Origin of the sequence: Nostoc sp. T09 (genome assembly GCF_002154695.1) — a bacterium.
In the GTDB taxonomy this organism is placed as follows: domain Bacteria; phylum Cyanobacteriota; class Cyanobacteriia; order Cyanobacteriales; family Nostocaceae; genus Aulosira.
This window is the reverse complement of sequence record NZ_MTAV01000111.1, coordinates 39,312-52,668: the sequence shown is the minus strand read 5'-3', so window position 1 is coordinate 52,668 and position 13,357 is coordinate 39,312. Positions and strand designations below refer to the sequence as shown.

Sequence of the window (13,357 nt, the reverse complement as noted above, 5' to 3'; positions counted from 1 at the left end):
CGATACTTTAATCGTTGGACAAAATACCCAGTCTGGTCCACAAGGTAGTTCGACAACTTCCACAGTAGCACAGCAAAAAATCAATACTAGTGCTGTTCACTTTATTGGATTAGGTCTCTAACTCTTAGGAAACATAAATATAGGAGTTGAATATGTTAATTGAAAATCAAACCATCATTGAATTATCTGAGCAAGAACTAGAGGTAGTAGCAGGTGGTGCAGATGAATCGTTTGCTCCCAATCCTCTCCCTCCTGGCAATATATTCAAACAATTACCAGAAGTAAAATTTCCAAGTTCTTGGGATGGAACTATACCTAATCCTTTTCCTCCCACTGGAGGGGATGTAGTATATTATTAAAATTCCAATGACTAATTAAATAGCAGAGGTTAATCTACTAAATAACTTTTTTTGCAGATAAAACCTCTGCTTTTATTAGAATCAAAATCAGTCTTTACAAAGGAAAGAGTAAGTTATGTCAAATGAAAATCTAGACGCTATCGAATTATCTGAGCAAGAATTAGATGTAGTTGCAGGTGGCTCTGATTCACTGGTTGTAGATAAGTTAAATGAACATGAGGGTTACAAGCATTTTAAAGAAATAAAAAAATCTCTTTTTCAGGATGGTACTTCCAGATGGATGGAAAATGAACGCAACAAGAAGTATACGCTGACTTAGTAGCAGAGGTTATTTAATCTAATTAATATTTTTTTAGTATTAAACTTCTGTTTCTATTAAAAAAATCAATATACACATAGGAGTAAGCTATGTTAGATGAAAATAAAGTTGCTATCGAATTAGCCGATGAAGAACTAGATATGATTGCAGGTGGTTTCAATTTCTTCTTTGCTGCTACCTTTTTTGAGCAAAGTGATCGCGTAATTCTTCAAAATACTCAGTCTGGCCCTAACGGTAGTTCTACAAGTTCTTTAATTGCAACGCGAGATATCAGAACTTTTGCTATTCAGGGCTTATTTTTGGGAGACACACCTAGTCAATTTGGTCAGTCTAGCTAGGAGAGCAGATATTAATTCATCTAACTAATTCTCCTATAAATTCAATTCATTTTTTTACCCTAAATAACCAATCAAGGAGTCAATCATGTCAGAGCAATACATTAATTATAGTAAAGTCGTTGAATTACATGAGGAGGAATTAAATGCTGTTGCTGGTGGTAAGGACGTTTCGATTTCTAGCTCTTACTCTCAAGAAGACGTGAAGTTTGTAGCGAAAAGTCATCCCGATTCAGTTATCAAGTCTGTGAATAAAATCACCACCGCTTTACATTTAATTACGATAAGTATATAACTTAACAGTAGAGCAAAGCGAATCAAATCAAGTATTATCGGATTTTTTGGGACTGGGAATTCTGTTCCGTGAATATCTGCATTCAGCAAAACATTCAGCCAGTATTAAGATGGATCAAGGTGAACAGAGCAAACCAACTCAGTTTTCAATTCCTGATTTTGGGTACTTACAACCACCGACAAAACTCTCCCGCCCTTACAAACATCAGGGAGTTAAATTATGAGAGAAGTTCTGCTAAAGGAACTGAGTAATAGCGATATCGACTGGATGTTGACCACAGGTACTAAGGAAGAAGTTGCCGCAGGCAAAGTTCTTATCCGTCAAGGCGAACCTGTAAATGCACTATATATTTTATTGGATGGAGAATTAATAGTTTCTCTCTCACAACCGGATAATAATCCTTTAGGTCGTGCCTTTGCTGCCCTAGAAGGTGGTGAAATGTCAGGGCGTGAGATTGCGAGATTATCAAGCGGAGATATGGTAGGAGAAATTCCCTTTCTCGATACCTATCTACCTTCTACTACTATGAAAGCGCTGACTAACTCACTGGTATTAGCAATTCCGCAAAAGCAGCTAGCGACAAAATTAAAAGAAGATATCAGTTTCGCAGCTCATCTTTATCGAGCAAGTGCGATTCTGCTATCAGACAGACTAGAGCAAATCATCAGTCAGCTAGGTAATAGCACACTTGTTCTTAGTCAACCGCAACTTAGAGAAATCTTATTTATCTTTGCAGAATTACGTGATAGCGATATCGATTGGTTGGTTGTTGCCGGCACAGTGAGCAAAATTACCGCAGGTACTGTGCTCATTCCTGGTGGTAGACCTGTCGAGGCGCTGCATATTTTATTAGAAGGAAAATTAACACTTTCAGCTTCAGAAGACGATCGCAATCCTTTAGCTAGGGCATTTTCAAGTTTGGAAGGTGGCGAATCTCCAGAACGTGAGTTTGCTAGGTTATCCCGAGGCGACATTGTGGGAGAAACACCTTTTATCGAAGCGCCTCCACCTTCTTTTTCTGTGAAAGCTGCGGAAGACTCTTGGGTATTATCCATTCCTCAATGGCGAATAGCGGCAAAGCTTTTACACGATTTACCTTTTGCTGCACGTTTTTACCGAGTACTTGCAGTGTTGCTAGCAGATAAACAGCGGGCAATTGTCAGTCGTCTTGGTTATGGCAGACTCAGTTACAGCAAAGATCAATCTTTAGATCAAAGCTCACAATATGAAAATGAACTGAGTTCCGATTTTTTAGCTCAGGTGGCGCTAGCTGGAGCCAGATTTGATTGGATGCTTAAAAGAATTCGCCGGAGTTAAGTGAAGGCAGAGGGCAGAGGGCAGAAGGCAGGAGGCAGGAGGACAAGGAAGAAAAAGCTTATTCCTATGTCTTCGCAGGCTGAATTTCTGAGCCTGCGTTTGTCAAAGACGTTCCCGCAGAGTAGCCTGCCTACCCTGCGGGAAGCTGCTATGCGCCTATGTGCAACAGCACGATTCTATGATGACGGCGGGATTTAAGGATAGTGAAAGGTATTACTTCTAATTCGCCCACAATCCCCATTAAACTACCTTTTTCCTTCCCTCCTGCCTTCTGCCTCCTGCCTTCTGCCTTCTGCCTTCACCCAGACACAATGTAGACGATCTCATTAAAGTTTTGTTTCATTTCTGGGAAATTAATATTCGAGTTTGTATTTAAAACAGTATTTAACTTCACAGCTTTGCATGGACTTTGACTCTACATCCCATGCATATTTTGGATAAATTAGGAAGGTATTAAATGGTCACTCACAGGAACAACCTGTTTCGCAAACAAGCTTTAGAGCGTTCATCCTCTCCCGAGCGCTTAGACCAGATCATGCAAGTAGTCAGTCCGATGAATTGGTTACCCTTGGCTGCTCTAGGGACCTTGGTTGCAGCAGGACTGGCCTGGAGTATTTTGGGTCGGATTCCAATTACGGTAGAAGGTAGGGGTGTACTTGTCTATCCCAGTAAGGTTCTACCATTGCAATTCCCCGCTGTCGAAGGGAAGTTAAAGGTAGTAAATGTTCGTGTTGGCGATTTTGTGAAGAAAGGACAAGTTATAGCCACAATCGACCAAGATGAACTACACAAGCAACTCCTCCAGCAGCAAGCCAAACTTGCAGAATTAGAAGCCCAAGACCTCAACGCTAATTCACTTCAGGGTCAGCGCAGTGAATTGGAAGTCAGAGCGATCGCCCAGCAGCGTTTAGGATTACAACAACGGCTAGTTGAAACTCAATCTCTGAGTCCAATTATCAGAGATAAGGATATCGGCGCGATCGCCCAGCAACGAACCAACTTACAGCAACGTTGGGAAGAAGCTAAGTCTTTAGCTCCTACTCTCAAAGATAGACTCGAACGCCGCAAAGCGCTGAAAGCTGAAGGAGCAATTTCCGCCGATCAGGTTTTAGAAGCCCAACAAACTTACCTCGATAGCATCGCCAAAATCGCCAATATTGAAAGCCAATTAAAACAACTAGATATTAACCAAGTTCAGGCAGAAAAGTCTTACCGCGAGAATCTGGGACAAATCACCGACTTGAAAACACAGTTAAAACAATTGGATGCTAAGGAAAAAACTCTCAGCGAACAAAATTTTCAAACTTCGATTAACCGCACCAATCAAATTCAAGATTTGAAACGGGGTATTGCCGAACTGCAACGAAAATTAACAGGTAGTAGCGAGATTAAGAGCGATCGCACCGGACGCATTTTAGAACTGACTGTAACTTCCGGGCAACTTCTCTCTCCCGGTAGCCGCATCGGCTCTATCGAAGCCCAAGAGTCCTCTGCTAAATTGCTGGGAGTGACATTTTTACCAGTGAGTGAAGGTAAAAAAGTGCAAAAAGGCATGAAGTTACAAATCACTCCTTCCACAGTCAAGCGGGAACGATTTGGTGGTATTGTCGGTACTATTACCAATGTTTCACCCTTCCCTGTGACCAAAGAAGCCGCAGCTAGTCTAGTTGGTAATCCCGACATTGTCGGCAGTCTAGTAAGCTCAGAACCACAAATTCAAGTTTTAGCAGAACTTCAGCCCGATCCTGCCACCTTCAGCGGCTATCAATGGTCTTCTTCAACTGGTCCCCAAGTCAAAATGTCTCCGGGAACCACCACCTCTGTGCGAGTCACTATCGAAGAACAAGCACCCATTACCTTTGTGTTACCTATCCTGAAATCCTGGAGTGGGATTTATTGATATGTCGCTGCCCAAATTGCCAAAACTCCTGAAACGTAAAGGCGCTCGCCGTCGTACCCCGACGCTGCTGCAAATGGAAGCGGTAGAATGTGGTGCAGCGGCTTTGGGAATTATTCTGGGTTACTACGGTCGCATTGTCCCCTTAGCAAAACTGCGTCAAGATTGCGGGGTATCGCGGGATGGGAGTAAAGCCTCCAATATCCTCAATGCTGGTCGTAACTACGGATTAAATGCCAAAGGTTTTAAGGCAGAGTTGAACCAGCTGATGGAAATGGAATGTCCCTTTATCGTGTTTTGGAACTTCAACCATTTCCTAGTAGTAGAGGGATACAACAAACAGCGCGTTTATCTCAATGACCCCGCCAGCGGCCCGCGTCACATCTCCATAGAAGAATTCAGCAATGCCTACACTGGTGTAGTCCTGGTTTTACAGCCTGGGCCGGATTTCAAAAAAGGGGGAAGCAAACCCAGCATTATCCAGGCTTTATGGCAACGATTGCGGTTTTCCTTGTGGGCGCTGGCTTATTGTGTGCTGGCAGGTTTGCTATTGGTGATTCCTGGGTTGGCGATGCCCACATTTGCCCAGGTGTTTGTCGATAATGTTTTGATTGAGCGTCGCCAGGAATGGTTATCACCGCTGATTTTGGGAATTTTGATCACAGCTTGCGTCACGGGATTTTTGACCTTACTGCAATTACAATCCCTGCGCCGCATGAAAATCAAGCTGTCTGTGGGGATGTCGAGTCAGTTTCTCTGGCACATTCTCCGCCTCCCAGTCAGTTTTTACGATCAACGATTTGCTGGAGAAATCAGCAGCCGCGTTAACCTTAACGACTCCTTAGCTAGCATTCTTTCCGGGAGATTAGCGACAACTGCGATCGCAGTCGTGACGGTGATTTTTTATGGAGTGGTGATGTTGCAATATGACAAAGTACTCACCTCAATTGGTGTAGCTTTTGTCGCCATCAACCTCCTAGCATTGCAGTGGGTAGCTCGGCGGCGCATCGATGCCAACATGAGATTGCAACAGGATCAAGGAAAAGTTGCTGGTGTGTCCATCTCTGGTCTTCAGAGTATGGAAACCCTAAAAGCATCAGGCTTGGAATCAGATTTCTTTTCCCGTTGGGCTGGTTACTATGCCAAGTCAGTCAACTCTCAACAGGAAATGGATGTGACAAACCAGACTTTGGGAGTCTTGCCATCTTTCCTAACTACCATGTCATCCATGCTACTAATTGTCATCGGTGGTCTCAGAGTTATCGATGGGCATCTCAGTATTGGGATGCTAGTGGCGTTTCAGGGGCTAATGCAACAATTTTTACTACCTGTAAATAATCTTGTTAACCTAGGAAGCGACCTCCAGAGAGTGGAAGGCGATATCACGCGGTTAGATGATGTCTTACGCAACCCCACAGATGCACAAGTAGATCGAGAGGTACAGAGATTTGGGGAAAATATCCAGTTCGCTTCCGCCGAAAACCCTGTTGTGCGTCTGCAAGGATATGTCGATTTACACAATGTTACCTTTGGCTACAACCGCATTGGTCAACCATTAATTGAAAACTTTAATTTTTCTCTCAAACCAGGGCAGCGAGTCGCCTTGGTCGGGGGGAGTGGTTCTGGCAAGTCTACCGTAGCCAAACTAGTAGCGGGATTGTATGAACCTTGGCAGGGAGACATTTTGTTTGATGGTCAAACGCGATCGCAAATTCCCCGACAAATTTTAGTCAATTCTCTGGCTCTAGTAGAGCAGGATATTTTTCTGTTTGCTGGGAGTGTGCGAGATAACTTAACACTTTGGGATACCACCGTTCCGGATAGCTATTTAATCCGTGCTTGTAAAGATGCGGCTATTCACGATGTTGTGATTTCCTTACCAGGCGGCTATGGTGCCCAACTGTTAGAAGGGGCAGCTAACTTAAGTGGCGGACAACGTCAGCGGTTGGAAATAGCCCGCGCTTTAGTAAATAATCCGGCGATTCTGGTGATGGATGAAGCCACCAGCGCCCTTGATAGTGAAACAGAAAAAATCATCGATCGCAAACTCCGCCAACGGGGTTGTACTTGTATTATCGTGGCGCACCGCCTCAGCACCATTCGCGATTGTGATGAAATTATTGTCATGGAAAAGGGCAAAGTCGTGCAACGGGGCACACATGATGAATTAAAGGAAGTTGAAGGTGCATATTTGCGATTAATTCGTAGTGAAGGAGAAGCACTTTAGGAAGTTCAAAAAAATTTTGGTGTTGCACAAATTAAGGATGAAATTAATGAACCGCAAAGACGCGAAGTGCGCGAAGGTATTTGTAGGGTGGGCAGTGCCCACCATGTTCTGGGTATAGAACCGCCAATAATTTAGAAAATGTACGTAAGTTTTATCTAAAAAATTTAAATTAAAACTTTTTCCGGGGAGTAAAGTGACTGATGCTAGAGCAAATCAGACTCATCATTCCACAAGCAGAACAATATATTGTTAAAGGTAATGAGCCAATACTCCTAAATGACCCGCAGACTGTTTGGCTAGTGAAAACCGGTTCGATGGCAATGTTCGCCGTGACGGTGAAGAATGGCGTGCCGGAGGGTTCTCGCCGCTATTTATTTACCATCGGCGACAAAGAAGCGATGTTCGCTACCTCTACTAGCGGGGAACAGCGCCAAATCCTAGCGGTGTCAATGGAGGAAACAACTGTTGTCAAAGTATCGGCAGAAGATTTTAGCAAGTTGATTACTAATGCCGATGAAGAAGCTGTGGAGATGTTAGAGGGCTGGATTCAGCATCTAGGCTTGACAATATCAGAAATCGCTGCTCCGGCAATGGCAGTCAAACCAGAGACAATTAATTACTATTCCTTACGCAAAGGTGATATCTTTCAGCCCCAACTAGGTGCAGTCTCTTGGGTACAAATTCAGCAAGGATGCGCCAGTTGGATGGGTTTGGCGGAGGTGCCGTTGAGTTTTGCATCCGGACTGTTACCCATGAGTGAAGATATGTGGTTGCAAGCAGATGACATAGTTGAACTGGCAACTGCTAGTACCTTAGATATCCAAAATACTCAAGGCTTATTGGATAGTTTATCTCGGTTGACAAACCATTTTCTCTTGGTTATCGACCTGCTAGAGCAGTCAGAGATGTTCTCGGAGTTACGTAGATTTCAGGAGAAGGAACGTCTCAATTATCAAGTGATGGAGGAGACGTTGGGAGAACTGTCTTCCGTGCTGCAACGCCGGAAAACAGCTTTGGCTCCGGGAGCGATACCAGTTGACGATCCAGACCAAGCTTTACTTGTGGCGACTGGTGCGGTGGGCAAAGCGATGGGAATAACTATTCGTCCACCAGCTAAGTCAGAAAACCTCAAACGGTTACAAGATCCCCTAGAAGCGATCGCGCGGGCTTCGCAAATTCGGATGCGTCGTGTCTCCTTAACTGATAAATGGTGGAAAAAAGACTCCAGCCCCATGCTGACTTACACTCTGGAGGACGACCATCCTGTGGCATTGTTGCGGGTTGCAGGCAATCGTTACGAGATTTACGATCCTTGGGCTATGACCCGCACTCCTGTAGATGCTCGCAGTGCTGCCAAGCTAGCCCCGACAGCATACGCATTTTATCGACCTTTGCCTGAGAAAAAATTAAATCTCCAAGATTTGGTACAGTTTGCGGTGCGAGGTCATGAGAAGGAGCTAGTGTTAATTTTGGTGACTGGAGTTTGCACCACCGTACTGGGGATGCTGACACCACAAGCTACTGCCATCCTGATAGATAACGCTATTCCAGATGCTAACCGGGCATTATTAATCCAAATCGCCTTGGGTTTGTTAGCAGCAGCTTTTGGACAAACTCTGTTTGAACTTGCCCAGGCATTTGCAATCATCAGACTAGAAACGTTTGCGGAATCTTCTACCCAAGCGGCGGTATGGGATCGGCTATTGAATCTGAAGGCGTCTTTTTTCCGCCAGTACTCGATTGGGGATTTGAAATCTCGGGTTAGTTCCATCTCGCAAATTCACCATAAACTGAGTAGCACGGTACTTAAAACGATTTTCTCCAGCTTTTTTGCCTTGCTCAATTTGGGGCTACTGTTTTATTACAGTGGTGCTTTAGCTCTCTTGGCTTGTGCGATCGCGATTGTGAATATTGGTGTCACCGTCGTTTCTGGTACACTCACCGTGCGCAAGGTACGACCTTTACTAGAACAAGAAGGACAAATCTTTGGTTTGATGGTGCAGTTAATTAATGGCGTCACAAAGCTGCGAGTTGCTGGCGCGGAAGCCAGGGCTTTTGCCTATTGGGGTAAACAGTATACCGATCAATTAAAACTCATGCTGAGTACCCAAGGCATTGAAGACTCTGTTGCCGTTATTAATAAAGTACTGCCAGCTTTAACCAATGCTCTACTCTTTTGGGTGGCGGCTACGATGATTCAGCAAACATCACAGCCAGGAACAGGCTTATCTACAGGGATTTTTCTCGCGTTTAATGCGGCTTTTGGCAGCTTTATTGGTGGTGCTACCAACCTCAGCACGACAATAGTAGACGTGTTGCAAGTCTTACCTGCGTGGAAACGTGCCCAGCCGATTCTCCAAGCCATACCAGAAGTAGCTGCTAGCAAAACCGACCCCGGTAGACTCACAGGTAAACTGCTAGTAGACCATGCGATTTTCCGATATCGAGATGATGGTCCCCTGATTTTAGATGATGTGACAATCAAGGCGGAACCTGGAGAATTTATCGCCTTAGTCGGTCCTTCTGGCAGTGGCAAATCGACTATGTTCCGGTTACTACTAGGTTTTGACCTCCCTGAATCTGGCACTATTTACTACGATGGACAAGACTTAGCTGGGTTAGATGTCAATGCTGTTCGCCGACAATTAGGTGTGGTGATGCAAAATAGCCGCATGATGTCAGGTTCAATCTTCGATAATATTGCTAGTGGCGCTTTAATTACAATGGATGAAGCTTGGGAAGCTGCCCGTGCTTCCGGTTTAGCTGATGATATCGAAACCATGCCAATGGGGATGCACACTGTTGTCAGTGAGGGGGGTACTAACCTTTCAGGAGGACAAAGACAACGGCTGTTGATTGCCCGTGCTTTAGCCTTGAAACCCCGGATATTGCTATTTGATGAAGCTACGAGTGCTTTAGATAATAGAACCCAGGCAATTGTAAGTGAAAGTTTAGAAAGATTACAAGTCACCCGAATTGCGATCGCTCACCGTCTCAGCACCATTCGTAATGCTCACCGCATTTATGTGTTGCAAGGCGGTAGAGTTGTGCAACAGGGAAGTTTTGAACAATTGGCAAATCAACCAGGGCTATTTGCTCAACTAATGGCAAGACAAATGCTTTGAGCAAAAATCCGAATAGGGCTATTGTCAGGGATGATGTGCGATCGCTTGTATGAAATTAAGGTAGAAAGCTAAAGAATTATTAAAATGCAGCTAGTAGGGCATTCTTAAAATCTACTGCACTCTTAAAGTAAATCTCCGGCTTCTCTAACAACCCCAAATCAATCACCTCTGCTAACTTGGGTGGAATACTTGTGTCACGTTGGCGAATTGGTACAGGATCATTTTGCAACACTGCCAAAAATGGGTCATTGCCGCTAAAATTACCTGGATAAGTCCCTGTCAACATATTATCAAGACAAGCCGCAGTCGCCCAAATATCTACATCTTGTTGCACATATTTAAAATTTCGTAATTGCTGTCTGGGAAGAAATACAGGAGTTCCGGCTTTAGTTCCTGTCATAGTTTGCCCACTTAAACCTGCTAAATCAAATGCTTTAGCTAAACCATAATCTTCGATTTTTGCAGTTAATTCGCCATCATTGTAGGTGAGAAATATATTACCCGGTTTTAAATCGCGGTGAACTAAACCCCTACCTTTACCAAAGCCACCATCCTTTAATTTCACATAAGGAATTTCTGTATTGTGGCTATATTCCAACCCGTTGAGAACTTGCAGAATAATTGGGACAGCAATATCAACAGCTAATTTCCCACCTTGCTGCTGCATTAAATCCCAAACAGTGCTGCCTGAGCAATATTCCATTGTAAAAAAGAAAATGCCTTCAAAAAAGCCATAATCGATCACTTGCACCACATTGGGATGCTGCAAAGCTTTCGTATTCTCGGTTTCCCGTAAAAACCTTTGTACAGCATCTTCATTGGCTGCGATCGCAGGTAACATTACCTTCAAAGCAATAAATTTACCAGAAGTATGATGCTGTGCTAAATAAACCTCGCCAAAACCACCCTTCCCTAATATTTTGATGAGATTGTAACCGCGAATCATTTGCAAATTTTGATTACCATTCGCCGCCAAACCTAGCCAGCGTTTAATTACCTCTAAAAAATTTGGTGGTTGGGTTAAATCTTGATTCGCATTAACTGTCTGAGGAAAAAAGTTAGGAATAATAATTTCTTCGGGATTATCAATATTAAGTGTAAAAATAGTATTACCGAGTTTAATGTCATCGCCTGAGCATAAATCATACTCTGGAAATTTTAATTTCGCTGCTTCTTCTGGCGTTTGATCGGGTTGACGCTGACCGATTTTTTCATTGTTGACGTAAGTACCGTTTTTACTGCCAAAATCCCGAATCCTAATTGCAGGTGGGTTAATATCTAACAGGCAATGATAACGGGAGATTGTCCGATGTTCTGCATCATCTGGTAGTTGGATATTGCATTCATTACTTCTGCCAATAATACAAAGAGTGCGCGAATCAAAAGTATATTGTCTTCCGGGAAGTTGGCTTTTAGTAATAGTGAGGGTAACTTTAGAGACCATTTACTTTATAAATGGTCTCATAATAAATGTGTAATTTTGACTTCAGTATATTTTATTGTAGTAGTACATAGGTTGCGTTATTTTCTGCAACACAAAATTTTTAAATTACAGCAGATTGCAGGTACATGAGATATAAAAATCAACAATATAACTCTTGTGGTGCGGGCATCTTGCCCGCTACGGGTGTACCTTATTCATATGAAATCCGCTGTAAGTTGATGGTTAATGAGGGTAAAGTAAATGATGGGCGCAGTGAGAGTTGCAATCAAATTAAAAAATGCAGTTGATGAAGAATTAATACTTCGCGGCTTACTAGCACCTAATCTACTCCGAGAATGTGAAGTTATCGGATTAGTAGATACAGGCGCAGTTTCTTTAGTAATTCCACCAGAGAGAGTAGAACAACTGGGGTTAAGAATTGTCGGACAACGAGTTGCACAATATGCAAATGGTAGTCAAGAAACTATAGGTGTAACTGGCCCCATTATTATTGAATGTGAAGGACGTACAACAATTGATGAGGCGTTAGTGGTTGGTAATGAAGTATTAATTGGACAGGTAATTTTAGAAAAATTGGATTTACTGGTGGACTGTAAAAATCAAATATTAATACCAAATCCAGCTAATCCTGATTATCCAGTAGCGATGATTAAATAAAAAAATATAGCAGTACTAAATCATTCTTGAATAATTAGATTCCCGACTTTTTTAAGAAGTCGGGAATCTGCGCCTCTCGTAATTCGTAATTCGTAATTATTAACCGATGATGTCCCGCAAGGAACTTCAGTTCCTTGCTCATAGCGAAAGTCATCTTAAGATGACTAAATCTCTCTCCAAATCCTTAGTCTACTTCAGTAGACTTGAGTTATTAGCCTGGGAATTCATTCCCAGGCGGATGAGGAAGCTAAGAGAGAGGCTATTTTTAGCTTAAGTTGACACCAATCAGCAATGCTAAACCCTTACCTATGTGCTTCAAAATAATTAACCTTAAATAAGAATTCAAGACAGCGCAAAACCCGTAGATTTTCGTAATTCTTCTGGATGGAAAGCTAATACAATATCTTATTTAGGTACATCTGCACATATCAGTGCTTGTGCTAAAGGTTCGGCACAACCATCATATTGAATCCAGACTTTATCACCTCTGGGCAACAACTTCCACTTTTTGTGTTGAAGTACTTGAAAATCGTATTTATCGTCATCAATATCGTATTTATCGTCGTCAATATCGTATTTATCGTCATCAACATCGTGTTGATCGTCATCAACATTGTATTTATCATCGTCAATATCGTGTTGATCGTCATCAATATCGTTTTGATCGTCTTCAACATCGTGTTGGAGTACTTCAAACTTTGTTGCATCACGATCAAGTTGTCAATGTCTAGAAAAGCAATTGACGGTGCGTTAGCCTACGGCATAACATACCCTACATTTTAGACAGCGACAGGTGGATTTTCTTCACCAAAATTAGCCACTTCTACAAAACGTGCAACCGCCAAACTTTTTCTATTACTTTTAATTCTTTCAATTTCATGCAAAGTTTCTGCTGTGAGATAACTCTCGCCACATTCAGGACAACTAATAACAGGAATATTTTCAATTACTAGTAAATCTTTACCTTTGCCATAACTCCTTGCAACCTTACGAATATTTACTTCTTCGTTGCCACAAAAGTCACATTTCATATAATATTTTCCCGTCTTATAATTGATATACTGTAATGATAACTAACTTTCCAGTCACACCTAGCTTGGCAACAACTTCCATTTCTAAGCCATCTTCATTTGTACCTCGAATACGGTATTTGGATTCAGCAGTTACTTTATCTTTTTGACGTTCTAGTATTTCGCCTGAAAGAATAGCTTGTTCAATATCATAAATTGTTAAATTGTCATCGTTCATTTCTTCTTCTGCGTGGAGTGTCATTACATACTGAAGTAATGTAACTTTCTCTCGCATTCTTTGTAGAATTTCATCGAACATCCTGTGTCAGGTAGGGATTTTGCCGGACTACAAAATTCTACCAAGCATAGGGA

At 42.5% G+C, this 13,357-nt stretch carries 13 protein-coding genes; 10 read left to right on the top strand and 3 right to left on the bottom strand.

Annotated elements, in window-relative coordinates:
* Positions 1 to 10 precede the first annotated feature (10 nt).
* The 9 genes from BV372_RS37190 (at position 11) to BV372_RS22050 (ending at position 9,874) form a co-directional block, all read left to right on the top strand.
* Positions 11 to 121, top strand: a complete 111-nt coding sequence (locus BV372_RS37190) for a CTB family bacteriocin (RefSeq protein ID WP_256973380.1) — start codon at positions 11 to 13, stop codon at positions 119 to 121.
* Between the two features lie 31 nt (positions 122 to 152).
* The gene (locus BV372_RS22090) at positions 153 to 359 is read left to right on the top strand and encodes a hypothetical protein (protein ID WP_086688645.1); all 207 of its coding nucleotides are present in this window, start codon (positions 153 to 155) and stop codon (positions 357 to 359) included.
* A gap of 115 nt (positions 360 to 474) precedes the next feature.
* Complete coding sequence (locus BV372_RS22085) at positions 475 to 678, top strand: CTB family bacteriocin (RefSeq protein WP_086688644.1); 204 nt, start codon at positions 475 to 477, stop codon at positions 676 to 678.
* An 89-nt stretch (positions 679 to 767) separates the two neighbouring features.
* A complete protein-coding gene (locus BV372_RS22080; RefSeq protein WP_086688643.1) occupies positions 768 to 1,016 on the top strand; it encodes a CTB family bacteriocin in 249 nt (82 codons plus the stop codon).
* Between the two features lie 85 nt (positions 1,017 to 1,101).
* Positions 1,102 to 1,308, top strand: coding sequence for a hypothetical protein (locus tag BV372_RS22075; protein WP_086688642.1), 207 nt, complete (start codon positions 1,102 to 1,104; stop codon positions 1,306 to 1,308).
* Positions 1,309 to 1,527: 219 nt separating this feature from the next.
* Positions 1,528 to 2,625, top strand: a complete 1,098-nt coding sequence (locus BV372_RS22070) for a cyclic nucleotide-binding domain-containing protein (RefSeq protein ID WP_086688641.1) — start codon at positions 1,528 to 1,530, stop codon at positions 2,623 to 2,625.
* Positions 2,626 to 3,082: 457 nt separating this feature from the next.
* Positions 3,083 to 4,525, top strand: a complete 1,443-nt coding sequence (locus BV372_RS22060) for an NHLP bacteriocin system secretion protein (RefSeq protein WP_086688639.1) — start codon at positions 3,083 to 3,085, stop codon at positions 4,523 to 4,525.
* Position 4,526: 1 nt separating this feature from the next.
* On the top strand, positions 4,527 to 6,749 hold the full coding sequence (locus BV372_RS22055; RefSeq protein ID WP_086688638.1) for an NHLP family bacteriocin export ABC transporter peptidase/permease/ATPase subunit: 2,223 nt from the start codon (positions 4,527 to 4,529) through the stop codon (positions 6,747 to 6,749).
* Between the two features lie 200 nt (positions 6,750 to 6,949).
* Positions 6,950 to 9,874, top strand: coding sequence for an NHLP bacteriocin export ABC transporter permease/ATPase subunit (locus BV372_RS22050; protein WP_086688637.1), 2,925 nt, complete (start codon positions 6,950 to 6,952; stop codon positions 9,872 to 9,874).
* 79 nt (positions 9,875 to 9,953) lie between these two features.
* On the opposite strand, the gene BV372_RS22045 is transcribed toward BV372_RS22050, so the two are convergent.
* A complete protein-coding gene (locus BV372_RS22045) occupies positions 9,954 to 11,318 on the bottom strand; it encodes a protein kinase (protein ID WP_086688636.1) in 1,365 nt (454 codons plus the stop codon).
* A gap of 240 nt (positions 11,319 to 11,558) precedes the next feature.
* On the opposite strand from BV372_RS22045, the gene BV372_RS22040 reads away from it, so the two are divergent.
* On the top strand, positions 11,559 to 11,975 hold the full coding sequence (locus tag BV372_RS22040) for an aspartyl protease family protein (RefSeq protein ID WP_086688635.1): 417 nt from the start codon (positions 11,559 to 11,561) through the stop codon (positions 11,973 to 11,975).
* 779 nt (positions 11,976 to 12,754) lie between these two features.
* On the opposite strand, the gene BV372_RS22030 is transcribed toward BV372_RS22040, so the two are convergent.
* Both BV372_RS22030 and BV372_RS22025 read right to left on the bottom strand, forming a co-directional pair.
* Entirely contained in the window at positions 12,755 to 13,006 is a 252-nt protein-coding gene (locus tag BV372_RS22030; protein WP_086688633.1) for a type II toxin-antitoxin system MqsA family antitoxin, read from the bottom strand.
* A 16-nt stretch (positions 13,007 to 13,022) separates the two neighbouring features.
* Entirely contained in the window at positions 13,023 to 13,304 is a 282-nt protein-coding gene (locus BV372_RS22025) for a DUF4258 domain-containing protein (RefSeq protein ID WP_179198186.1), read from the bottom strand.
* Positions 13,305 to 13,357: the final 53 nt, after the last annotated feature.